This window comes from Desulfovibrio mangrovi (genome assembly GCF_026230175.1).
In the GTDB taxonomy this organism is placed as follows: domain Bacteria; phylum Desulfobacterota; class Desulfovibrionia; order Desulfovibrionales; family Desulfovibrionaceae; genus Halodesulfovibrio; species Halodesulfovibrio mangrovi.
Genome location: NZ_CP104208.1, coordinates 1147517 through 1171220, shown reverse-complemented (window position 1 = coordinate 1171220; position 23704 = coordinate 1147517). Strand labels below are relative to the sequence as shown.

Below are 23704 nucleotides of genomic sequence, written 5' to 3'. Positions count from 1 at the left end.
GAGAATGAGCGAAAAGGACATGCAGCAGGAAGCCCGTGAAGAAGCAGGCAGCGCAAGCGCCGCTTTCAAGGGGGCTGGTCCCGGTGGTCTGGGAGCCATGCTCAATGAAAAAGAGCGAAAGTCCCTGCTTGCCTACATTGCTCTGGGCGTCATTATTGTGGAGTTTGTGGTCACGGTGGTGGCCATTCTGCACGGTGTTACCAATATGCAGACCCTGCCCGACGGAACCATGGAGTACAGCTTCCCCTGGAAGGCGTATCTTGTCTCCGTGTTTCTGGCTCCGGTAGGGGTCATGTTCATCATTCAGATAATCGGCATGGGCTTTTCGCGCATAATTCAGGGCGATCCGGAGTTTACTGCGGCTGCCAATGAAGTGATGCCCGAAAAGATGAAGCGCTGGGTCAGCCTTGTACAGGGAATGCCCACCATCATCATGCTTGCCGGTCTGCTGCTTGTGGGGCTTGTGCTTTACAACATGGACGTGGTGATGAACTTCCTGCTCAAGCTGGGAGAAACTGCTGCGGAACTCGCCCTGTGGGCTGGGTTGGGCCTGTTTGCCGCATGGCTTGTCAGCTACATTGCCAAGCTGTGGCTTATGTATCGCACCCGCAAGATGGCTGAAGAGTATGCCTTCCGCCGCGAGGTGCTTGAAAAGACCGGTATCGCCATCATCGACGGAAAAACAGCCATAACAGCTGATGGCCGCATGCTTACCGCAGGCGGAGAGGTAGCGGGCAAGACCATTGAAGCTCTTCCCGTGAGTTCAGCCTCCAAGGGTAGTCAGGTGCCGCGGAGTCTTCCTGCTGGACCGACCGTTATTGACGAATAGTGGTTCTGGTTCCCGGAAATACTGAACCCCGTACCTAAATGGTGCGGGGTTCTTTTTGGGTTTTAAAACATGATGCAGCCGCGATGGAATGTTGCTGAAAGGGGAGGGGCACATCGCTGTAGATCCCCGCGTAGCTCAGCGCGTGAAGGACACACTGAAAGCAAATGCGTATCCTTTTCGTGAAGAAGAAATATGGCTCTGCGTCTTGATCGGTAAACAAAAAAGCGGCCTTCATGCGAAGGCCGCTTTTATAATATCCTTGTTCAGGAGCGGAACTAACCGCAGCTGCCCGCGCTGGAGCAACCGCCACAGGAAGAGCCGCCACCAGGCAGGGGATTGGCAGATTCGACGGAGAAGCCCATGTAGGACAGGTCGATCTTGATAGCGCCGGTCTGAGCAAGCAGGGCGCTGTTGATGGCAAAGGTGAATTCTTTTTCGGTAAATACGGTATCGTCATCGTTTGGCTCATCCAGAGCCAATGCCAGTCGGGGGCCGCTTCAGCCACCAGGAGCAAGATAGATGCGAATGCCGGACTTTTCCTTATCCGCGAAATACGCCGCAAGTTCTTTATGGGCGCTATCGGTCAGTGTAAACATTGCTTTCCTCCGCTTGGGTGTGAGAGGTACAAGTACGTACACCCCAAGGGATTGTCAATGGATTGGCCCTATAGTTATAGATTTCACAACTAGATAAGGTGTATAACTTGTAGGTTTAGTTAGGAATTGCTCCTAGTTTGATTTCGGGTATTTTTTTAAGGATAAAAAAACGGCCCGAGGGGGCCGTTAGTTTGTTCAATGTCGGGATGATTATGAGCAGCAGGATGAAGAGGAGCCGCATCCGCTGCAGCCGCCGCCCATGCTGGGCAGGGGTACTTGGGGAATGACGGAGAATCCACCACAGCTAACGGAGATGGTTACGCCCTGCACCTGTTCGAACAGGTCCTTGTGGATGGCAAAGGTGTAGCCGCCGGTTTCGGTGGTGGCGTCGTCGTCATTCGGCTCATCAAGGGCAAGAGCCAGACGGGGGCCGCTGCATCCGCCCGGAGCGAGATATATTCTGATGGGAGTTTTGTCCTTATCGGAGAAGTAAGCGTCAAGCTCTGCTTTGGCGCTTTGCTCAAGAGAAACCATGGTGCCTCCAATGTGCACATAGGGTGCTATTTGTAGGATAAATACTTTTTCTTATCAGCCATAGATTTCATAAATATATCAAATTGTTGGAGAAATGTCAAACTGACTTGTGGATTATGAGCATTGCGTTGCAGGCGGCATCTGTCTATAAGAGACAATAGTTGACTATGAGGTTGATCTTACGTCCTTATGACATTTGCGGGACGAATCGCGATACTTTTGACGATGCAAGGTTGGAACAGCATGTCTGATGATGTGATGATTCTGTCGGAAGAGGAAATTCGCCGGACGCTGGAGCGACTGGCGTATCAGGTGCTTGAACGTCACGGTGAGTGCACGGAGCTGTGTCTGGTAGGTATCCAGCGACGCGGCGTTGATCTTGCTGCGCGTCTCAGAGGCATTCTTGCCGAAAGGCTTAAACGCGACCTGCCGCTTGGTGCCCTTGATATCAACCTGTATCGTGACGACTGGACCTCTCTTGAGTCGCAGCCCATGATCAACCGCACGGAGCTGCCTGTCGATATTGACGGCAAGAACATCCTGCTTGTGGACGACGTGTTGTTCACGGGACGTACCATTCGTGCCGCTCTGGAGGGAATTCTTGATTTCGGCAGACCGAAGTGTGTGGAATTGATGGTGCTGATCGATCGCGGGCACCGTGAACTGCCCATTCATGCGGACTATGTGGGTAAAACCATGAACACGGCTCGTAACGAGCGGGTTGACGTGCTCACCAAGGAGCGCGACGGCAAGGATGTGGTTCTGCTCAGATCAAAGTAACTGGCTGTATGCTGATAAGAATGAAGGCCTGTGTCGCTTCGGCGGCTCGGGCTTTTTTTGTATATGATATGAGATTACGTTTGTTCAGTCCGGTGCTGTCGGCCAGTGTGTTTTCTTCTTACTGTGGCCTCTTGCAGTTATCATCCATGCAGTTATCATCTGTATTCGATTATGCGTGGTTTAGGCCGTATATGAGAATGCAGAAGACAGAGAGAGCGTCTGACTAGCGAGTTCGTTATTGTCGGGAGGTGTTGGTATGCTGGAAGTTTGGTTGGGTGACATTACCACTTTGTCCGTGGCTGCCATTGTGAATGCTGCCAATAGTTCCCTTCTTGGCGGAGGCGGTGTGGACGGCGCCATTCACAGGGCTGCCGGGCCTAAATTGCTTGAGGAGTGTCGGGGGATTGGCGGCTGTCCCACGGGAGAAGCCCGTATAACGCGCGGCTACCGTTTGCCCGCGCGGCATGTGATTCATACTGTCGGCCCTGTCTGGAAGGATGGCAACGCCGGAGAACCGGAGCTTCTCGCTTCTTGCTATCGACAGTGCCTTCGTCTTGCCAGGGAGAACGGCGTCCGTTCCATAGCTTTTCCCGCCATTAGCTGCGGCGTGTACGGCTTTCCTGCTGATCAGGCCTGCCGTATTGCAGTTCGTGAAGTGCGTGAGTTTATGGCTGTAAATCCGATTCCGGAGCGGGTGATCTTTGTCTGTTTCTCCGACCGGATGAAGGGGCAGTATGAGGCAGTTCTGCGCGAAGGGGAGTGTTAATCAAGGGAAAACGGGGGAGGCTGTGAGCTCAATGGCAATAGTAGTTTTGCAGCCTTGGTTGGAACCTCATGAAGAGGGCGGGATGCCCGTTTTAATATCATGCAGTGTAATGAGTCCTGCACGATACTGATCCCTTGCAGTAGCACGTGGTGTTGTAATCCTGTTTCTGTTTAACTCGGCTGAATGTTCCTTTAAACTGGGCAGAGCTGTGATGAGTGGTCGGTGTCAGGGCAACGACATGATTCTTTCAAGCCCATCCCAGTCCGATCGTATCGGTTCACGATTCCGCGGGTCTTCAATTCCTACCTCTTCAAGTGTGCTTTCCATCCTGCCGTAGTTGCAAGCAGAGCAGGTTATTACCATGTTGTCCAGGCTCGTGACTCCTCCGCGAGAATGAGGGAGTATGTGGTCATACTGTAGCCACAAGGCTTGAAACGCGGCATGGTTTTCAACGTTGATCTTTCCCCACCGCACGGTCTCTGGGTACATCTTCCGGAATTTGTTTCTTACTTCTTTTCGGATAACGGGGGTTCCACAGAATCGGCAGTGGTAACCATCTCTTTCAATAAGTGCTTGCTTGAGCTGCTTGTTGGCCTCTCTATATTTAGGGCGTTGTGCTTTGGGAATAATTGGTGGTGAGTCTGGAATGATGACTTTGTGGACGTAGGGGCTCCTTGCTCCCCAAATGGAGTCGAGCCATGCATATACTTCCGGCAAGTCTGCCTGCCTGATCAGTGATTGTGCTGTGTCATGATCTCCCTTGAGCATGGCTGTAGCTGCTTGATTAAGGAGGCTGGCGGCGAGCTCTACGGCAGGGATGGGCTCCCGAAAACAGCGTTTTAATGGAGTGGTTGAGTAGGTCATTGGTACTCCTTGTATAGAGTGGTAGGGGCAGTGTAATTTTGCCGCTACCGCATAGGTATACCAAGTATAAAAAGCGTTATGCTGCGAATGTTCCCGCCCTGTTTGCCGGTGGTCGGGGTTGGGCGAATCTTTATTGAGGAGTTCGCGGCAGGTAGTGGGCGATAGAGGAAATGAATAGCCCCCCGACTAACGCCGGGGGGCTATTGTTGTGTGCGTTATCTCAAGCAGACTAGCTGTGTTTCGCTATCTATTTTCTCTGCTTTATAAATTCTGATATGTTCATATTTTTGAACTGCAATTTCAGATAGATTGTCTATGAAGCTTGGTTCTGCTTTGTGTCCAAACGTTATGGCAGTGAGGTCTTGTGTGTTGAATTCGTGGAAACTGAATAGCTTTCCATTTTCATCTGGCTTGGAGGTGATCAGTCGCCATTCTTTCTCATGTGAACGGGAAGGTGGCTTTGCGTAGTATATGGCATCGATTGCTTTTTCGGCAATGTTGTCAGGTACGCCATGAACCAGCATGTCGTACGCACTTCCAACAATTGGTTTGGCAGCGTGATAATCGACTTTTTTAGCGTTTGAGAAATACGAATCAGATGATGTGCCTGGTGTGAATTCAATGCAGCATCCTGTGCTGTCTGAAGCGTATTGCGTCCACATGGTTTCGTTATCGTTTGCCTCTGTAAGGCAAAGTATTCTCAATTGTGGAATGCTGAAAGCGTTATGGACAAGTTTCTTCAGATTTTGAGCAATTCTGTTGGTATTTTCCAGTTTTGGAAAAGAAAGTCGAAGGTGCTGTTCTTTAATGCCTTGTTTGATTGCGAATTTGGTGGCTTCTGCGACTTCCGCAAATTCCTTGGAGTACTGGGCTGTATTTTTCTTTTTACTAATGAATGCGCACTTGAAGACCTTGTCAATAAAAAGAGGCATAGATTCTTCTATGCTTGGAGATAGTGTCGGAACTTTTTGCAGTTCTTCAAGATCATTAAATATCAAAGGGCTTGACCACTGAAGGGAAGAATTGGCTACTATCTGCTCTGCAGAGTCAGGGGATGTGTATTTGTAAAGCTTGGAAGGCGTGTCGTTCATCATCTATCTCTTTCTGTGATTGATTAATCCCGGAAGTGTGCATTGCTGTATTCCAGATGCTTGCCCGTATCTGCACCATCTTCCGATGTTCATCCAATATTGTGCGGCCCCTTGTATCCTGCTTTGTGTGCGCTGTGAAGTGATGTGGTGAGGTGGGGTGGGGAGCTATCCCCACAAAAGGAAAAGGGTTTCACGGTCGGTTAAGACGGCGTGAAACCCTAAAATTCCTTGAATGGTGGAGGCGGCGAGAATCGAACTCGCGTCCGAGAATGGTCCGCTCGAAGCTTCTACAGGCTTAGGTCATGTTCATAATCTTGCTGCAAGTGTTACCCATGACCAGGTGGCCTGCAGCCAGTCCATCTAAAAGTTCTTACTTCTTCAGGGATGAACGCCATCGGAAGCCAGCCTGATGAGTTTGTCATCTGCAAGGCTTATCAGACATCGGCCCGGCAGATGTGGCTGTCAATTAAGCAGCCAGAGCGTATTCGTAATTATCGTTGGCAATTACTTTTGTGCCGCTTTTAACGAGGCCAGCGGCGCCTCGGCCTGCCACTCCGGCATCTTCAATCCCCGTCGAAACCAGGGCGCCCCCATTCATAAAGGCGAATGCCGTACAGGGCCAACTTCCTGTCGCAGTGAATATAATCGCTGTCGCGGGTATGACAAGTCCTTGGTGAAAATAAATTCAATCCGCAGGGTCGCCCGAACAGGAGGTAGGCAATACCTCTTCATACCGGATCGTGCAAGGGGAAATTACAGGAAAAAACCGGCAAAGATGCCGGTTATTCCTTGGTGAAGTAGAAGTGCGAGAAGGCCCCCCGCATGCTCAGTTGATATGTGTCATTGCCCTTGTCGCCTTCGGCTGCCGCCTCGGCATATTGAGCCATGGCACTTCTGCTTTTAACCACTTTGCGGATGTTCCGGATGTCCCTGACAAGCTCGGATTGTCCGGTAATTTCGTCAAATGCCTCGGTCAGATCGGGGCTGTTCGCAAGAACTCCCTCGATGCTCTCCTTGTCTGGGTGCTGCCCGATCAGCGTCAGAGAGGCGCCTTCGCCGTGCCGAAGCGTAATCTTCTCGTCAAGGCTTACTCCGGCTTCGGAGAGACGCGTATGCAGGGTTTCGAGAAAGCCGTCCTGCAATGTGTTGATGTTGCCTTCCAAGGCGTCAACAACGTTCCCCCCGCGCTCGGAAATCTCTTCCAGCACCGATCGTAGTTTTGGATCTATGGACGACAGGCTGATGGAGTCCGTGAGCTTGGCCAGATCCAAAGTCCCTGATCCGGCAGGCTGATCCCGTTCTCCATCCGGCTGCCGGATGCTTATCATGCTGTTCAGGCTGCTATTAATGCCATCTACAGTCACGGCTATCACCTCCTATGATGGCCTGCATATATTTCCTCACTCTCCCTCTCGGCGGGTAATCAGCAAGAAGGGTGCCATAGGGGGATGTTGTGTGGTGGCTGCGTGAACAGCTAAGCAAAAAGACGTTCATCGTGTGATAAGGTTATATATTACTGCTTGGTGCTCTTGAATCATACTGTTACTGTTGTGATAATTGTGGTAATTGGAAGTATGGCAGAATTGGTTCGGGAGCTCTCTTGCTGCGTTAGGGCACAGTCATTGGTGAGGGATATGAGAGAGAACAGGCCGTTTTTCGCTTCAAACGTTTTTTTGGCGTTAATTTTCTTCATGGCGTTCCTTATTCTTGTCTGGCCGTTCCCTGTTGTCTTTGAACAGATGGGGCCTGTTGCCCTGTATCGTTTTCTCTTTTTGGGCTGGGGTGGAGGCATTTTGTGCGTGGCTGTCTGGGCGTATTCCCACTCCCGTTTCTCGGCGCGCAGGGCGAAGTCTCTGCAGGAGGTGCTTGAGAAGGAAAATAGAGATAGACATGGAGGCAGGCGATGAGCTTTGGAACTGCCGTTTTCATTGCCATGCTGCTCTACGTGGCTTTCATGCTCTTTCTTGCGCTGAAAGTGGAGAGAACGCCTGCATTGCGCAACGCTGTAACTTCTAGCCCGTATGTTTATTCGCTTGCGCTTTCCATCTATATGACGGCGTGGACCTTCTACGGCAACGTAGGGCAGGCTGCTCAGTCCGGCCTTGACTATCTTCTTACTTTTACGGGATCCTTTTTCGGTTCCGTTGCATGGTGGTGGGTGTTGCGCCGCATCGTGCGCGTGAAGAACCGATTGAAAATCACCAGCATATCCGACTTTATCAGCTCGCGTTACGGAAAATCACATCTTGTTGCCGGGCTGGTTGCTTCAGTATTCTTTGTCGGCAGTCTTCCTTATGTAGCTATTCAGTTCAAAGCCATACTTGCCACGCTTGATATCGTACTGGCTTTCGAGGCTGGTCAGGGAGGGCAGTATGCTCATTCATCCGTTGTCGGTCCCTTCATTGTTCTGTTTACCATAGTGTTCACGATACTGGCCGGTGTTCGTCATTTGGATCCGACTGAACGTCATCCCGGGGTTGTCTCTGTCATTGCAGTGGAAGCACTTGTCAAGCTTGTGGCCTTCGGCGCAGTGGGCATCTTTGTGACATATGGACTTTTTGATGGATTTGAGGACGTGTTTTCCAAGGCGATTGCTGCCGGATACGGCAATCTGTTTTCGGTGGGAGGAGAGCATTTCAGCCGTATGGACTGGTTCTTCAGGGTGTTGGTTTTTGCCCCTGCCATTCTGCTGCTGCCGCGGCAGTTCCATGTGGCTGTCATTGAGAATTCGAACGAGAACCACATCAGAACGGCAATGTGGATGCTGCCCTTGAATATGCTGCTCATGAGCCTGTTTGTCATGCCGTTGGCTTTAGCTGGCTTGCTCATGGGGCTTGAAGCATCAAAGGGCGACTTGTTTGTATTGCTGTTGCCCCTCAGAGAGGGGCATTTCGGACTGGCAACGCTTGTGTTTCTCGGGGGGTTTTCTGCGGGCTTGAGCATGATCGTGGTAACGACCATGACCATGGCCACCATGATTTCAAACGACCTGCTTTTGCCGGTCTTTGGTTTATCCCAGCGGATGAACTGGCTGCGTCGATACATTCTTCAGTGCCGTTGGGTTGTGGTATGCGTGTATCTGGGGGCCAGTTATGTGCTGTACCTGCTGGTGGGCGGGTCGAATACGCTTGTCAGTCTCGGCATAATCTCCATGATTGCAGCCATCCAGTTGGTACCGGCTACTTTGGGAGCGTTATACTGGCCGCAGGGCAATAGGGCTGGCGTCATAAGCGGATTGACCATCGGTTTTTTCATGTGGGGTTACACGTTGATTCTGCCGGTTTTCGTCAAAAGCGGTCTGATCGGCGGGATGATTTTACAGAACGGACCATGGGGGATCGGCTGGTTGCGTCCGGAGCGTCTTTTCGGGCTTGATGTTTTTGACCCTCTTTCTCACACGGTCTTTTGGAGTCTCGGATTAAACGTACTGTGTTATGTCATCGGATCCTGTCTCTGGAGCCCGGCTGAACGTGACATCGTCTCGGCGCGCGACTTTTCAGCCTTCCGTGATTTTGATCGGGGCGTGCTGGCAGATGATTCCGAGTTTGCCAAGAATATTTCGGTGTCAGGCAAGAAGGATACGCTCGTGGCCTTGTTCAGCCAGTACTATCCTGAAAACTTTGCAGAATCTCTTGTCGAAAGCTTGTTCAAGGCAGTTGGATTTGATGAAAGGCAATCCGTTACCGTTGTGGAGTTGGCGACGTTAGCGTCAGAAACGGAAAAGCGGCTCGCTGGTGTCGTAGGATCTGCATCGGCAAGCAAGCTTATCCGTTCAAGTGGGCTTTTTTCGGAAGCCGAGCGGAGCGAGCTCGCCCGTGCTTACAAGATAATGCTTGCGAATATGGATATCTCTCCTGAAGAGCTGTTGCGTAGACTTGATTTCCACAGGGAGCGAGAGCACTTGCTTGAGGCCCATGCCAATGAGCTCGGCAAGGCCAATGCCTTGCTCCGGAACGAGATGGCAGAGCGGGAAAAAGCCCAGCAGGAGCTCGTGGTTGCCGAAGAAAAGTATCGTTCCATTTTCGAGAATGCTGTTGAGGGAATTTTCCAGACATTGCCGCAAGGCAAAATTGCCCATGCAAATCCAGCGCTTCTTCGCATGCTCGGGTATGACAGTCTTGATGAGCTTATTTCTTCCATTCGTAGTTTGCGTGAAGATCTGTATGTTGACGGCGAAGACCGCGACCGCTTTGTGCGCCTGCTTTCCAGTGACGGTGAGGTAAGCCGTTTCGAAACCCGCCTGTATCGGAAGGATGGTTCCAAAATCTGGGTGGCGTTGCATTCCCGTGCCATTTTTGATGAATCGGGCCAGATGGTCCGTATCGAGGGGATTGCAGAAGATATTTCGGAGAGAAAGCGAGCAGAAGAGGAGATGTATCGCGCAACCCGGTTTGTGCGGAATATTATCGATGCCATGCCTTCTGTAATGATTGCCGTGTCAAATGATATGGCGGTGGCGCATTGGAACCGGGAGGCAGAGCATCGCTATGGAATCAATAAGGATATGGCGATTGGCAAGGCTTTTCTGGAGCTGCTCCCCTGGTTGTATCCCCTGGAGGAAACAATCCATGCCGCGTTGGCTACGGGAGAGATTCAGCACCTGCCTCGTTTGAATGAAGAACTGCGGGGAGAGTTGTTCATCCTGGATGTTGTTGTGTATCCGATTGAAGCCCTTGATACCTCAACCCAGGTGGTGTTGCGCCTGGATGACGCCACCAGTCGTGTCCGTCTGGAAGAAGTGATGGTGCAGACGGAGAAAATGATGTCTGTCGGGGGCTTGGCTGCCGGTATGGCGCACGAGATTAATAATCCTTTGGGGGCGATTCTGCTTGGAGTGCAAAACGTTACCAGACGGCTTGATCCTGAGAGAAAGGCTAACAGGGATGTGGCGGAAAGGATGGAGCTTTCTCTGGAGCGCATGCAGGAGTATCTGGCAGAGCGCAAGGTTCTGGATTTGCTGCATGGGGTTCGTTCATCAGGTGAGCGTGCGGCAAATATCGTTTCCAACATGCTTGAATTCAGCCGGAGAAGCGAGACTCGGTTTTCACCAGTCAATATTTCAGAACTGCTGGATAAGGCTGTTGAGCTGGCATGGAACGATTATGATCTCAAGAAGAAGTATGATTTCAGGCAGATGGATGTTGTCAGGGAGTATGCTCCAAACCTGCCGGAGGTGCACTGCAACGGTATGGAAATAGAGCAGGTGGTTCTTAACCTGCTCCGCAATGCGGCTCAGGCCATGTATCAGGAAGGTTACGAGCCGGATGAGAAGCCCCGTATTATTTTGAGAACAGCACAGGAAGCCGACAGGGTGCGTATAGAAGTGGAAGACAACGGGCCCGGCATGGATGAATCTGTCCGTAAGCGTGTCTTTGAACCATTTTTTACCACCAAGCCTGTCGGGGTGGGCACAGGGCTTGGGCTGTCCGTTTCCTACTTCATCATCACATCAAACCATTCGGGACAGTTCTTCGTGGATACGCGTAAAGGGCAGGGAACTACGTTTACCATTATTTTGCCCATCGGTGTGCCCGTGCAGCCCGATATTATTTCCGAGGCATCATAGTTGAAGAGTTGGTGCCCGGCAGTCTGCGCCGGACAGACGGCGAAATCACGGCAAGAAGAAAGCCCCGACCATTACCGGCCGGGGCTTTTGATTTCGTGGTAGCGAGGGAGGGGATTGAACCCCCGACACTGCGGATATGAGCCGCATGCTCTGACCATCTGAGCTACCTCGCCACGTCTTTGCGTGGAGAGGCTTTTGCTGGAAGTTGGCCTGATTGTCAAGGTAAAAAAAGAAAAAAGTTCGTCAGGGAGAGGTTTGGGGCGTGTGGGATAATGACAAGCAAAAAAAAGACCCTGCAATGCAGGGTCTTTGATTACTGGTAGCGAGGGAGGGGATTGAACCCCCGACACTGCGGATATGAGCCGCATGCTCTGACCATCTGAGCTACCTCGCCATATGTGTCACACCGTTCCGTTTGTTCGGTCCCGCGCGACGGGGAATTGATTATACAAATCGTGTATCCTTGGCAAGTCCCTTTTTGCATTCAGGCAGAAAAAACTCTGTCTGCGGGGTTGGTTTGCTAGTACCAGAAGTAGAGCACTACAGGGGCGAGAGCAAGGCGATACCATGCAAAGGGGCGGAAGGTGATGCGGCCGACCAGCGTGATGAAGGTTTTTACGGCCGCCCATGCCGCCACGAATGAGACTGCAAAGCCGACGCTCAGAAAGAGCATGTCGTCAGCCGTGAACAGGGCGTAGTTTTTGAGCAGGTCGTAACCTGTTGCGGCAAACATGATGGGAACCGCTGCGATGAAGGAATACTCCGCTGCCAGCGAACGGCGGGCACCGAGGAGCATGGCTCCCATGATGGTGGCGGCTGAGCGCGAAAAGCCGGGCCAGAGTGCTAGGCATTGGAAAAGGCCGATGCCGAGAGCCAGCGCCGGGGTAATGTCGTCGAGCGTGGAGTAGGTGCCGCGTTCTCCGTTGCGTGAGGTGCGTCCTTCAACATACAGGATGTAGAGTGCGCCGACACCGAGAGCGAGCCCTACGGTTACGGGAGTGAACAGGTGTTCCTTGATGGCGCCATGAAAAAGCAGACCCGCAATGCTGGCGGGAAGCGAGGTGAGAAAAAGCAGCCACAGGCCGCGCATGCCTGAAAAACGCATGTCCTGACGGGGTTTGATAAGGGCCAGAAAACGCTCCCAGTAGAGCACCACCACGGCCAGAATGGCTCCCAGCTGGATAACCACTTCGAATGTGTCAGCCTTGGGGCCTGTCACATTCAGCAGGTTGCCGGTGATGATGAGGTGGCCCGTGGAAGAGACGGGCAGGAATTCGGTGAGGCCTTCGACTATGCCCAGCCATACTGCCGAAAGAATGTCATGCATGTTTGCTATCCTTGAAGGAAAGGTGAGATTTCGTGAAGTAGGTTAAGAAAAGGGTTGAATTATGGTTTGTCACGGGATACCGCAACCGCGGCTGTGTTGCAAGCACAGGACGACTGGTGTAAGTGTAGGTGTTTTTGGCGTGGTGCCCTCTCCGAGTCAGAGGAAGCGGCCCTTTGCCCTTTTCCCTTAACCGCAAGCATGGGGATGCCGATAATGACTACCGTAATGCCGCAAAGCGAACTGGTTCGCAGGGCAGCACAATATATTGATGAAATGTTGAAGGAAGGAAAGAGCCTGTCCGTGCTTCTTGATGAGGCAGGGATGCGTTTCAATCTGAGCCCTAAGGATGCAGAGATGCTGCGTGACCTGTTTAAATCCGACAATAACGGAGAGTAGGGGGCTTTTCTGCTTACTCTTTCTTTGCTCCATCGTCAGATTTTCAAGGAACTGTCGTCCCTTTTCAGTCTTTGCCTCGGCTCGTTGCTGTCGCTTATCTTGATCGGTCGAGTTCTTCAATTGCGGGAATTGTTTCTCGGTCTTGAAGTCGGACCGGCAGATATGGCCATGCTTTTTATCTATCTCGGGCCGTTTTTCCTGCTGCTTATTGTTCCCATTGCCTGCATGCTCAGCGTTTTTTTGACGTTCCTGCGCATGAGTACGGACAGGGAACTCGTCGCTCTCAAGGCGGGGGGGCTGAGCCTGTATCAGCTTCTTCCGGCCCCTGTCATATTCTGCCTGCTTTGTACGGTCTTCAATTTGGGCATATCCATGTACGGCCTTTCATGGGGCATGAGTAATTTTCGCTCTACCATCGTTGATATCGTTCAGACGAGGGCGCGTATTGTTGTCCAGCCAGGTGTGTTCAACCAGAGTATCCCGGGCATTATGGTCTATGCCCGCAAGGTTGATAACGCCAGCGGCAAGATGGAAGATGTCATGGTTGAAGACAGCACGCGACAGGGAGCCACTATTGCCATTGTCGCCCCAACGGGCGTCATCGAAACGGATAAGATTCGTGGCGATATTCTGGTGCGCCTTGCCGATGGCAAGATCTACCGGCAGCAGAAGGGGGCTGTGAGCGTTCTCTCCTTCGGCGAATATGTGGTCCGGCTTGACCTTAACAAGTTGTTCATGGGCTTTGACCTTGGCGAGGTCAAACCCAAGGAGATGTCGTGGGGCGGTTTGCAGAAACTGCAGGCTAATCCCGGAGAGTACGAAGAGAACCTGAATTACATGCGCAAGGTTGCCGTGGAGATTCAGAAACGCCTGGCCCTGCCGATTGCTTGTTTTATTCTGGGCCTGTTCGCCATGCCGTTGGCCTGCGCCTTTGAAGGTATGGAACGGCAGATGGGCGTTGTCATGGCATTGGTGAATTTTCTGGTATACTACAGCTTGCTGTCTATCGGTTTCTCGGCTGGCGAGTCCGGCACCGTGGCTCCTGCTGTTGCGGTGTGGCTGCCAAATCTGCTTTTTGCCGTTATTGCGGCCATAGGCTTGCAACGCGCTGCGCGCGAGCGTTCGCTCAACGTGGTGGCCATGCTGCGGCACGCTACCCTTTTTCACCGTCGCAAGGAGCGTGATGCATGTCATTGATGACTCGCTACCTGCTCCGGCAGAACATGTTTCTCATGTTCATGGTGTTGGGGGTGGGAATAGGGCTTTATCTGCTCTCCGATCTGTTTGACCGGCTGGATGATTTCCTTGAAGCCGGCGTTTCGGCCAAGGTTGTTGTGACCTATTTTGTGGCAAAGACTCCACTCATCATCTCCCAGATTCTTCCTGCAGTGTTCCTTATCGGCTGCATTCTGCAGCTGTGCATCATGGCCCGCAGTCGTGAATTGGTTGCATTGCAGGCTGGTGGTATTTCCTTTCTCCGGCTGGCACGTTTCTTTATTCTTTGCGGTGTGGTCTGGGCGGTGGCGCAGCTTTCATTTTCCCAGTTTCTGGGGGTGCAGGGCGAAGAGTTTGCCTCCCGCGTCTGGAAAGAGCAGGTCCGCAAGAAGAGCGTGCGTGATGTTGAATTACGGCAGGTCTGGTTCACAGAAGGCGCATATATTGTTCAGTTGGGATCGGTTGTTCCTTCCAAGCGGGTCGGCACCAATATCACCGTTTATGAACTTGGCGAGGATAACAGGGAGATCAGGCAGGTCTTGCGCGCGGAGCGCTTTACCGCAACCTCCGGCTCATGGATGCTGGAGAATGTGCGCATTCTTGATCCCGGTATGCTGACGACCGGAAGAACCGACAGCTATAGCCTGCCATTGAAGCAGGACGTTGCAGCCTTTCAGGTTGTGGATCCGAGAGCTGATTTGCAGAAATTGCCGCTCTGGAAACTCTGGACGGCAATTCAACAGCTGCAGGCCACCGGTTCCAACGTGGAAGCGCTTAGAACCGCATTGCACATGAAGCTGGCCTATGCCTGTTCCGTTATCGTCATGGGGCTTGTCGGGCTGATGCTGGCAACGTGGAAGGATAATCTGTATATTTGCATCGGAACCGGCCTGCTGCTCACGTTTGTCTATTACGCCATGTTCACCTTGGGTGGCACGTTGGGAGAGAAGGGGATCGTTTCTCCTGTCCTTGCGGCATGGGGTGCTGATTTCCTGTTCGGCGGTCTGGCGCTCGGGCGAATTCTCTGGTTTACCCGTTCCCGTGGAAAGATACGCCGTATCGGTGCGGAATCCCGCAGGCGCTGGTTGCATGCGCGCCGCATGAATCCCATGGTTCGTCGCAAGGGCCACACTGAACGCGACTCCGACGGAACAGCCAAGTAAGGGGCGACAGATGTTTGAAGAGAGTCTTTTTCCTGACTGGCTTGAAGCCTGCCTTGTACAGGACGATGTGTTCGGCGATGCCTATGAGGCTGCTATGCCTGAGAGAAGGGCGTGGCTCAAAACCGCCATCGCCCGTCTGCATGTGCTATATGGTGCTTCCGGCATGACTTGGGGACGTTCGGAAAAGCAGTGGCGGCAAGGTTTCGTGTCTGTGGCGGAGTCGCGGCCGGTTGACTGGACCGTCTTTTTGCTGGCCGGTGATTACTCCTCAGGCCCCCGTTCTGTAGCTGCTCTCATGCCTGCTCTTTTTGCTGGAGTTCCCCATGTGCTTGTGGCTCGTGTGGCGGATGTGGAAGCGCCTTGGGCAGATCCGGTACTGGCCGGTTTTGAACTTGCGGGACAGGAAGCTGTCGTATCTCTTCCGCAAGACAGAATCACTTCCCTGCTTGCTGACATGAAGGGCAAGGGAAGCGGGCGTGTTGTTGTTCTCGGCGCAGTGCCTGCTGCCATCACCGAAACGGTTCTGGCCTTTGCCGCGGCCAATGCTGCCCAGATTGCATGCTGGGTGGAGCCGTCTCCGGCGACTCTGGTCGTTGCAGATGGCGGCGACTCGGAGGAGCTTGATGAAGGCCTGCTTTCATGGGCTCATCCAGATCTGGCCTGTATCCGTCTTGATGAAGAACGGCTTGCCCTTTTACGGGAGGGGGAAGCGGAACTTCCTTTTGCAAGCGATACTCAAGGGCCTGTCCTTGCCTTTGCCGGTTCTTCGGATTGCATCGATGTAGTGCCCGATTTCATTCCTCTGATGATTGGCCCCGGTCAGGAAGGTTGCTGGGTGTGGCCGGAGCTGGAGCCGGGATTCTTCATGCAGCGCCGATTGACGCTGGTGACCGAGATATAAATGCTTGTAGCTGGAATGTGCGCGAATTCAGTTCACAGGTTTGCGGGGCTGACCGCAACCAACCTTCCTTTCAGACGCTGGAGCGGGATTCATGAGTAAGCAGGCAGTATCTTCCAAGTATCTTGAGTTTCTCAGAAATATCGGGGTGATTGCCCATATCGATGCGGGCAAGACCACGCTGACGGAGCGTATTCTTTACTATACCGACCGTATCCATCGCATGGGGGAGGTGCATGAAGGCACCGCTACCATGGACTTTATGCCGGAAGAGCAGGAACGCGGCATAACCATTACTTCCGCCTGCACGTCCTGTCAGTGGGGCAAGCACACTATCAATATTATCGATACGCCCGGCCATGTGGACTTTACCATAGAGGTTGAGCGCAGTCTGCGCGTTCTGGACGGGGCCATCGGCGTGTTCTGTGCCGTGGGTGGCGTTGAGCCTCAATCCGAAACCGTTTGGCGGCAGTCCGAAAAGTTCAAGGTGCCCAAGCTTGCATTCGTGAACAAGATGGACAGGCTGGGTGCCGACTTTGAAGCAGTGCTTGAAGCTATGCGTTCACGCCTCAAGGCGAATCCCTTGCCGGTCGTTGTACCGTTGGGGCAGGGCGAGGAGTTCTATGCCCTTGTTGATCTTGTGACCATGGAACGGGTGGAGTTCGATGAGGAATCGCAGGGACGCGAGTATTCGCGCCATCCCCTTACTGAGGACGAGCTTGCCTTTGCACAGCCGTGGAGAGAACGGCTTGTGGAGAGTGTTGCGGATTTTGATGATGACATCATGGAACAGTACCTCGGCGGGGAAGAGCCTTCTGCGGATGATATCCGCAGGGTGCTGCGTTCTGCCACGCTGAAGCTGCAGGCGGTTCCCGTATTTGCCGGTTCTGCCCTGAAGAATACCGGCGTGCAGTTGGTTCTTGACGGGGTTATAGACTATCTTCCTGGCCCGCTGGATGTTGTGCCTCCCGTTGCTCTCATGGCTGGCACCAACCAGAAGCGTGAGCTTGAGATGTCTCCTGTTGCACCCTTGGGGGCTTTGGCCTTCAAGGTATTCATGGATGACGGCCGCAAGATGGTGCTCATGCGTATCTATTCCGGCGAACTCAAGGTTGGAGAGGTCTACCGCAACGTCACCCGTGGAGAATCCGAACGTGTTTCGCGTCTTTTCCGTTTGCATGCGAGCCATCATGAAAAGATAGAGCTTGCGAAGGCCGGAGACATCGTTGCCGCCGCAGGGCTCAAGGGGACGCGTACCGGCGACACCATCGCCACGCAGGAGGTTCCCTACCTTCTTGAGAATATTGCCGGATACAAACCTGTTATCTCCCTCGCCCTTGAACCCAAGAATTCCGAAGAGGGTGACAAGCTGGACGAGGTGCTTGACCGGTATCTTCAGGAAGATCCCACTCTCACCTTCGTGCAGGATGAAGAGACAGGCCAGCGGATCATTTCCGGTATGGGCGAACTGCATCTGGAGGTGGTCATAGACAGGCTGCGTCGCGAATACAAGGTATCCCCCAGAGTAGGCAATCCGCAGGTCGTGTATCAGGAAGCCATTTCCCAAACGGCAGAGGCCACCGGCCAGTTTGACAGGGAGCTCGGCGATCAGCACCATTTCGGCAAGGTGACCATTCGCGTTGCTCCCCGCGATCGTGACAAAGGGAATCGCGTGCGCTTTGAGATGGATACCGAAGGGTGGCCGACACAGTGGCTTGACGCCGTTGAGCAAGGCATTACTGATAGTTTACTCAGCGGTGTTCAGAAAGGATATCCGGTGCAGGATGTGGATGTGTCGATCGTCGGAATGGAGCGTCGGGATGGTGTATCAACACCCGCAGGTTACCATATGGCGGCGGTCATGTCCGTGAAGGAAGCTCTTGCGCTTGCGGGCCCAGTGCTGCTTGAGCCTATCATGCATGTGGAAGTGAATGTGCCGGATGCCTATGTCGGTGATGTCATCAGTCTGCTGGGGATGAAAGGTGCACGTGTGGGCAACATGTTTGACCATGCGGGGCTGAAGGTTGTACAGGCTCTTGCGCCAATGCGGAAGCTGTTCGGGTTCTCGACGGATCTGCGCTCCGCAACACAGGGACGGGCAGGGCTCATGCTCAAGTTTGCCCGTTTCGACATGCTTTCGTAATCGATCTTGATTTAGACCTCGTCGAACTTTCAGGGAGATTCTGACTCGTGCAGCAGTGGTGGGAAACATTAAAGCGGTCACTCAGATACAATTACCTTCGGGTCATGCGCCTGAAGGCCTCTACGCATGCCGTTGCCATGGGGTTGGCTGTGGGAGTTTTTGTGGGCTTTCTGCCCGTTATTCCGTTTCAGACCGTTATCGCCCTGGCTTTTGCCTTTGTGTTCAGAGCCAGTAAGATTCCTGCTGCGCTTGGAACGTGGATTTCCAACCCCGTCAATCTGATTCCCTTTTATACCATGCTCTACTATGTGGGGCGCTTCTTCATGCCTGTGGATACCCCCGAGCTGGACTTTCACCACCTTGAGCTTGAGTCCATGATTCAGCAGGGCTGGGGGCTTGTGGTGGTCATGTTCACAGGTGGAGTCATTCTTGGCGTGCCCGGTGCTTTTGTTACGTATGTCGTGTCCTTCAGGATTGTGAACAGTTACAGGCAGAAGCGCATGATCAGGCTGATCAAGAAATATCAGAAGAAAAAGGCCGAACGCGAGTTGGCAGCAGCTGCTGCAGGGCAGGGTGGGCTGGACAGTCAGCTGACCAATTCTGCTGGCGGAGCTGCTGATTCGGTCGCTGCCATGCGTGATTCCGGTAAGGCCAGCGGCATTTCTTCAGATTCTTCCCACTAGCTCCCCCTCCGGTGCAGGGTGCGGTTGGCATTCGGGGCTGTTGTTTTCTGCAGTTGTCTGCTTCTATTTTTTACCTCCGACAGGATGTTCCTGCATGACCCTTGATATTCACTCCGGCCCTCGTGCCAAAAAGAGTCTCGGCCAGAATTTTCTTCAAGACAAGAATATTGCCAACCGTATTGTCGATGAACTCGGCATCACGTCCGATGACAGGGTGATTGAAATAGGCCCTGGTCCCGGCGCCTTGACGCACCTCATCCATGCGCGCGCACCACAGTGGTTCACCATTCTGGAAAAGGACTACCACTGGGCGACGGAGCACCGGAAGCATCCTCCGAGCGGAGAACCTGAGTTGAACGTGGTGCTGACCGATGCCCTGCTTTTTCCGTGGGAGAACCTCGCCGAGGGGCCTTCATGGAAGGTCATCGGCAATTTGCCCTACAATGTGGCATCGCCGCTTATGTGGGACATCCTCAGCAGGGCTCCCGGACTGGTCAGGGCGGTCTTCATGATCCAGAAGGAAGTGGGGGACAGAATCACCGCCGCGCCGGACTCCAAACAGTACGGCGGTCTCTCCGTCTGGCTGCAGAGTTTCTGCAAGCTTAAAAGGGCCTTTATCGTGCCACCCACGGTCTTCAAGCCGCGCCCCAAAGTGGATTCTGCAGTGCTGCGTTTTGAGCCGTTCCCCAAGCATGAGCTGGATTTTGATCCGACTGCCTTGTCGTGGATTATCAAGGTGTGTTTTCAGCAGCGAAGAAAGCAAATGCAAACTATTTTGCGTGGTTATTTTGGTGAAAAATTGGACGAAGCCTTTGCGGCGGCAGGAGTGCTCCCCACGGCCCGGCCTGAGAACCTTTCACCAAGACAGTTCCAGATACTCGCAACTACCGTAAAAAATTGGATTCCTGCTTGACTTGAAGGGTAAAATGGTGTTTGCCTACTTGGGTAGGCAATATTTACCGTTGCGCCAGATTTACGCATCTGATAAGGGTTTTCTGGGTTTGAGAAAAAAATCTCAAAGTCACCTCGGTGCGTGAATGAGCCCTAGGTGATATATTTTTTGCCAAGCGTGTTATTTGGTAAACCCCAGAGAGGAGGATGTGGCAGATGACTAAAGCGGATCTTATTGAAAAGATTGCTGAGAAGGCGAACCTGACCAAGGCCAATGCTGAGCGTTCCCTTAACGCTTTCATTGACGCTGTGGAAGATGTCCTGGTCAAGGAAGGCAAGCTCACTCTGACCGGTTTCGGCACTTTTGTTGTCGAAGAGCGCAAGGAGCGCAAGGGTCGCAATCCCCGTACCGGTGCTGAAATTTCCATTCCCGCCGCCAAGGTGGTAAAGTTCCGCCCCGGCAAGCTTCTTAAGGAAGCTATTAAGTAGTAGCTTCGGAGGCCCAAATGCTGCACGGTGAAACAATTCAAAGCCCCCTGCCCATGGATGTTCCGTGGTGGATGGCTGACCATTTCGTATTTTTTGGTGTTCTGTACGCTGTTCTCTTTGTTCTCTGTTCCGGTCTCGGTTATGTCATCCTGAAGTCCGTTATGCAGGCACGTCAGGACGAACACGGGCACGGACACGGTAGCCACTAGAATCGTTACTGTCTGGTATGAAGGCCTGTTCTTCGGAACAGGCCTTTTTTGTTGCCCGATCAACAAAATGCTTGCCAAGAAAAAGGTGAGGGGGTATCAAGTCTTCTTGCCTTGGCGACTTTTGTCGTTCAGGGGACAATTGCATGAAGGTGGTGATTTTTAATGCCCGGTGTATTCCTTGAAGAAGGTGACTACAACTTCGACATCGCGCTTCGTCGTTTCAAGAAGCAGGTTGAGAAGGCTGGTGTTCTCTCCGAAATGAAGAAGCGTCAGCACTTCGAAAAGCCCAGCGTGATGCGCAAGAAGAAAAAAGCCGCCGCACGCAAGCGTCTTGTTAAGAAGATGAGAAAGATGAACGCGAGCTAGCCTCGCGTAACCCGCGTAAGCGGGAGCATTCATGTAGCATATCATGGTGCACTATAGCGGGGATTCGGTTAGTTTCGAGTCCCCGCCTTATTCTTTACACCCCCCACCATCACAGGTCACCGCCATGAGCCTCGCAAAGCAGATTGAAGTGGATTACATTGCCGCGTACAAAGCTAAGGATCAGGTAAAGCTCGGTGTGCTGCGCCATTTGAAGACAGCAACCAAGAATCTTCAGGTTGAAGTTCTTCGCGAGCTTACGGATGAAGACGTCTTCGGCGTCATCATGAAACAGGCCAAGCAGCGTCAGGATTCCATTGAGCAGTACAATACTGCCAACCGTCCCGACCTTGCCGCAATCGAAGCTGCCGAGCTTGACGTGCTCAAGACCTATCTTCCCCAGCCCCTGAGCGACGAGGAACTGGCTGCGCTGGTCGACGAGACCATCGCTGAAACCGGTGCCGCGGACATGAAGGACATGGGCAAGGTGATGAATCCCATCATGGCCAACTACAAGGGACGTGTTGACGGCAAGAAGCTGAGCGCGCTGGTTCGCGAAAAGCTTTCCTAGTATTTGGCTGCATGGAACAGCGTACTCTTCAGAATCTCGAGTTCGACAAGGTGCTTGCGCATCTTGCCGGACTCGCCGTGTCCGATGCCGGAGCCGAAGCCTGTCGTAAGGTAGCGCCTTTGTCTCCGGATTCCGCACGTGCAGAGATCGACTTCTTTAGTCAGGGCCGGGTGTGGTCTCAGTATACTTCCTTCCGTCTGCGCCAGTTTCCGCCGCTTTCAGGCATGCTCGACTATGTCGATACTCCCGCGAACGTTCTTGATCTGGACGATCTGTGGGCGCTTCGGCAGGTGCTAGCGCAGGCCAAGGAGCTGGTGGATTCCATTGCTGCCGCTCCCGGCGGTTCCTTGCAGTGGCCCCTGTTGCAGGAGGCAGTGGACCGCTATCCGTGGCCCGGGCAGTCTTGGTCGGGGCTTGCGCGTTGCATAGGCGACAACGGCCAGATTCGTGATGAAAGTTCGCCCGAGTTGCTGCTCGTCCGGCAGGAGGTGCGCCGCATCCACCAGACCTGCACCCGCAAGGTCAAGGAAGTGGTGCAGACCTATAACCTGCTCCAGTACATGCAGGACGAGTATCTTACCCTTGCCAACGACCGTTACGTGTTGCCGCTCAAGAGCAACTTCAAAGGCCGTGTTCAGGGTATCATTCACGATTATTCGCAGACCGGGGAAACCTGTTACTTCGAACCGCTGTTCCTTGTGGAACTGAACAATGAACTGCAGGAGCTGAAGCAGCAGGAGCGTGAAGAAGAGCGCAAAGTGCTTGTCTACCTGACAGGCCTTGTGCGTTCTCAGCTCGCTTCCGTGCGCGGTGTGCACGACCTTCTGGTGAAGGTGGATGTGCTGCAGGCCAAGTGTGCCATGGCTGCGGCTTTTGACGGCACCGCCATTGAGCTTTCCGCAGAAACGCCCCTGAACTTGCGCGATGCGCGCCACCCTCTGCTGGCTCTGACCGATAAAGGCTCGTTGCCCGTTAACCTGCAGTTGAAGCCGGGGCAGAAGGCGTTGGTTATCAGCGGTGGCAACGCGGGCGGCAAGACCGTGTGTCTCAAGACCGTCGGGCTGATTACGCTCATGGCCATGAGTGGTCTGCCTGTTCCGGTGGCTGCCGGTAGCACCTTGCCTCTGTGGACCAGGGTCTTTGCCTTCATCGGCGATGAGCAAAGCCTTGAAGGGCATGTGTCCACCTTTACCGCCCAGATCAAGCACCTCAGTGCGCTGTGGGAGAAGGCAGATTCTGAAACGCTTGTCATTCTCGACGAATTTGGTGCAGGTACTGACCCCGCACAGGGGGCTGCTCTTGCTCAGGCGGTGATTGACGAGCTGCTGGACAAGGATGCTTCCATTGCTGCCGCCACGCACTTCCCCGCTCTGAAGGCCTATGCCCTCAGCCGTGAGAAGGTGCGTGCCGCTTCGGTTCTTTTCGATCCCAGCACCAAGAAGCCTTTGTACCGTCTTGCCTACGATCAGGTAGGCGCTTCGCAGGCGCTTGATGTGGCGCGTGAGCATGGCATGCCTGAATCGGTGCTCAGGCGTGCTGAAAGCTATCTGCTCATGGATGGCGAAGATACTTCCGCTCTGATTGATCGTCTGAACTCCCTCGCTGTTTCGCGTGAGAAGGAGATAGAGAATCTGTACAAGGAGCGAGACAAGTTTCGGGTGAAACGTGACAAGCTTGAAGAACGTTTTACACGTGACCGTGAAAAGCTCTTTACCGAAGTGCAGACACAGGCGCAGGACGTGCTGAAGGATTGGAAGGCGGGCAAGGTCAGCCACAAGTCGGCTTTGAAAGAGCTTTCCAAGACCCGTGAGAAACTGGTGAAGCCGGTTGCCGAACCTGCTGTTGCAGTCAAGCCTTTCAATGTTGCAGATGTGCAGCCCGGACAGCGCCTTTCGTATCTGCCTTGGAACAAGGTCGGCGTGGTTGAAGAGGTGGACGGGCGTCGCAATCGGGTAAAGATTGATCTTTCCGGTGTTTCCATGTGGGCGGAAGGTAAAGACCTTGCGCTTGTTGACGAAAAGGGTTCTGCAGGCCCCAAGGCATCGGTTGTGTCCGGCGCCACGGTCAAAGCTGAAAGAAATATTGCGTTGAGACTTGACTTACGTGGAATGCGTACTGATGTAGCATTAAGTGAACTCTCACGTTTTCTTGATAAAGCCTTGCTTGGCAGTGTATCACAGGTCGAGATTGTTCATGGACGCGGAACCGGCATTCTCCGTAAGGAAGTGCACCGGTTGCTGCGCGAATTTCCAGCTGTTTCCGAGTTCCGGCTTGCACCGGAGGATATGGGCGGCGACGGAATGACCATAGTGGATTTCAGATAGCACGGG

General features: G+C 53.2%; 22 protein-coding genes, 2 tRNA genes and 1 other RNA gene. 16 read left to right on the top strand and 9 right to left on the bottom strand.

What is annotated here, in order from left to right:
* Positions 1–4 precede the first annotated feature (4 nt).
* Positions 5–829 (top strand): hypothetical protein, encoded by an 825-nt coding sequence (locus N1030_RS05370; RefSeq protein ID WP_265828155.1) that lies wholly within the window; start codon positions 5–7, stop codon positions 827–829.
* Positions 830–1104: 275 nt separating this feature from the next.
* On the opposite strand, the gene N1030_RS05365 is transcribed toward N1030_RS05370, so the two are convergent.
* Together N1030_RS05365 and N1030_RS05360 are read right to left on the bottom strand one after the other, a co-directional pair.
* The gene (locus N1030_RS05365) at positions 1105–1425 is read right to left on the bottom strand and encodes an IscA/HesB family protein (protein WP_265828154.1); all 321 of its coding nucleotides are present in this window, start codon (positions 1423–1425) and stop codon (positions 1105–1107) included.
* A 210-nt stretch (positions 1426–1635) separates the two neighbouring features.
* Positions 1636–1959 carry an IscA/HesB family protein gene (locus N1030_RS05360; RefSeq protein WP_265828153.1) on the bottom strand — a complete coding sequence of 108 codons (324 nt, stop codon included), beginning with the start codon at positions 1957–1959 and terminating at the stop codon, positions 1636–1638.
* Between the two features lie 243 nt (positions 1960–2202).
* Here N1030_RS05360 and pyrR point away from each other — a divergent pair, with 243 nt between their 5' ends.
* Together pyrR and N1030_RS05350 are read left to right on the top strand one after the other, a co-directional pair.
* Positions 2203–2739 (top strand): bifunctional pyr operon transcriptional regulator/uracil phosphoribosyltransferase PyrR, encoded by a 537-nt coding sequence (pyrR, locus tag N1030_RS05355; RefSeq protein ID WP_265828152.1) that lies wholly within the window; start codon positions 2203–2205, stop codon positions 2737–2739.
* A 256-nt stretch (positions 2740–2995) separates the two neighbouring features.
* Positions 2996–3505 carry an O-acetyl-ADP-ribose deacetylase gene (locus tag N1030_RS05350; protein ID WP_265828151.1) on the top strand — a complete coding sequence of 170 codons (510 nt, stop codon included), beginning with the start codon at positions 2996–2998 and terminating at the stop codon, positions 3503–3505.
* A 225-nt stretch (positions 3506–3730) separates the two neighbouring features.
* Here the strand turns inward: N1030_RS05350 and N1030_RS05345 are convergent, their stop codons facing one another.
* The 4 genes from N1030_RS05345 to N1030_RS05330 all read right to left on the bottom strand — a co-directional run bounded on the left by N1030_RS05345 (position 3731) and on the right by N1030_RS05330 (position 6824).
* Positions 3731–4369: an HNH endonuclease gene (locus tag N1030_RS05345; RefSeq protein ID WP_265828150.1), complete on the bottom strand. Its 639-nt coding sequence runs from the start codon at positions 4367–4369 to the stop codon at positions 3731–3733.
* A gap of 215 nt (positions 4370–4584) precedes the next feature.
* Positions 4585–5463 (bottom strand): DUF2971 domain-containing protein, encoded by an 879-nt coding sequence (locus N1030_RS05340; protein WP_265828148.1) that lies wholly within the window; start codon positions 5461–5463, stop codon positions 4585–4587.
* Positions 5464–5693: 230 nt separating this feature from the next.
* Positions 5694–6052: a transfer-messenger RNA gene (gene ssrA, locus N1030_RS05335) on the bottom strand.
* A 190-nt stretch (positions 6053–6242) separates the two neighbouring features.
* Positions 6243–6824, bottom strand: a complete 582-nt coding sequence (locus N1030_RS05330) for a hypothetical protein (protein WP_265828146.1) — start codon at positions 6822–6824, stop codon at positions 6243–6245.
* A 539-nt stretch (positions 6825–7363) separates the two neighbouring features.
* Here N1030_RS05330 and N1030_RS05325 point away from each other — a divergent pair.
* A complete protein-coding gene (locus N1030_RS05325; protein ID WP_265828144.1) occupies positions 7364–11026 on the top strand; it encodes a PAS domain S-box protein in 3663 nt (1220 codons plus the stop codon).
* Positions 11027–11122: 96 nt separating this feature from the next.
* Here N1030_RS05325 and N1030_RS05320 read toward each other — a convergent pair.
* From N1030_RS05320 to N1030_RS05310, 3 genes are all read right to left on the bottom strand, one after another.
* A tRNA-Met gene (locus N1030_RS05320) sits at positions 11123–11199 on the bottom strand.
* A 144-nt stretch (positions 11200–11343) separates the two neighbouring features.
* A tRNA-Met gene (locus tag N1030_RS05315) sits at positions 11344–11420 on the bottom strand.
* Positions 11421–11546: 126 nt separating this feature from the next.
* Positions 11547–12353: an undecaprenyl-diphosphate phosphatase gene (locus N1030_RS05310; RefSeq protein ID WP_265828143.1), complete on the bottom strand. Its 807-nt coding sequence runs from the start codon at positions 12351–12353 to the stop codon at positions 11547–11549.
* 213 nt (positions 12354–12566) lie between these two features.
* Here N1030_RS05310 and N1030_RS05305 point away from each other — a divergent pair, with 213 nt between their 5' ends.
* The 12 genes from N1030_RS05305 (at position 12567) to N1030_RS05250 (ending at position 23698) form a co-directional block, all read left to right on the top strand.
* The gene (locus N1030_RS05305; protein ID WP_265828141.1) at positions 12567–12749 is read left to right on the top strand and encodes a hypothetical protein; all 183 of its coding nucleotides are present in this window, start codon (positions 12567–12569) and stop codon (positions 12747–12749) included.
* A 24-nt stretch (positions 12750–12773) separates the two neighbouring features.
* Positions 12774–13946, top strand: a complete 1173-nt coding sequence (gene lptF, locus N1030_RS05300; protein ID WP_338033326.1) for an LPS export ABC transporter permease LptF — start codon at positions 12774–12776, stop codon at positions 13944–13946.
* Positions 13937–15127: an LptF/LptG family permease gene (locus tag N1030_RS05295; RefSeq protein ID WP_265828139.1), complete on the top strand. Its 1191-nt coding sequence runs from the start codon at positions 13937–13939 to the stop codon at positions 15125–15127. Before lptF ends, N1030_RS05295 begins: the two co-directional genes overlap by 10 nt.
* A 10-nt stretch (positions 15128–15137) precedes the next feature.
* Positions 15138–16028, top strand: a complete 891-nt coding sequence (locus N1030_RS05290) for a hypothetical protein (RefSeq protein WP_265828137.1) — start codon at positions 15138–15140, stop codon at positions 16026–16028.
* Positions 16029–16119: 91 nt separating this feature from the next.
* On the top strand, positions 16120–18168 hold the full coding sequence (gene fusA / locus N1030_RS05285; RefSeq protein WP_265828135.1) for an elongation factor G: 2049 nt from the start codon (positions 16120–16122) through the stop codon (positions 18166–18168).
* A gap of 47 nt (positions 18169–18215) precedes the next feature.
* Positions 18216–18851 (top strand): DUF2062 domain-containing protein, encoded by a 636-nt coding sequence (locus N1030_RS05280; protein WP_265828134.1) that lies wholly within the window; start codon positions 18216–18218, stop codon positions 18849–18851.
* A 94-nt stretch (positions 18852–18945) separates the two neighbouring features.
* The gene (gene rsmA / locus N1030_RS05275; protein ID WP_265828133.1) at positions 18946–19764 is read left to right on the top strand and encodes a 16S rRNA (adenine(1518)-N(6)/adenine(1519)-N(6))-dimethyltransferase RsmA; all 819 of its coding nucleotides are present in this window, start codon (positions 18946–18948) and stop codon (positions 19762–19764) included.
* Positions 19765–19958: 194 nt separating this feature from the next.
* A complete protein-coding gene (locus N1030_RS05270) occupies positions 19959–20231 on the top strand; it encodes an HU family DNA-binding protein (protein ID WP_174405637.1) in 273 nt (90 codons plus the stop codon).
* 17 nt (positions 20232–20248) lie between these two features.
* Positions 20249–20440, top strand: coding sequence for a hypothetical protein (locus tag N1030_RS05265; protein WP_265828132.1), 192 nt, complete (start codon positions 20249–20251; stop codon positions 20438–20440).
* Positions 20441–20602: 162 nt separating this feature from the next.
* The gene (gene rpsU, locus N1030_RS05260; protein ID WP_174405635.1) at positions 20603–20806 is read left to right on the top strand and encodes a 30S ribosomal protein S21; all 204 of its coding nucleotides are present in this window, start codon (positions 20603–20605) and stop codon (positions 20804–20806) included.
* Between the two features lie 124 nt (positions 20807–20930).
* Positions 20931–21374 (top strand): GatB/YqeY domain-containing protein, encoded by a 444-nt coding sequence (locus N1030_RS05255; protein WP_265828131.1) that lies wholly within the window; start codon positions 20931–20933, stop codon positions 21372–21374.
* Positions 21375–21385: 11 nt separating this feature from the next.
* Positions 21386–23698, top strand: a complete 2313-nt coding sequence (locus N1030_RS05250) for an endonuclease MutS2 (RefSeq protein ID WP_265828129.1) — start codon at positions 21386–21388, stop codon at positions 23696–23698.
* Positions 23699–23704: the final 6 nt, after the last annotated feature.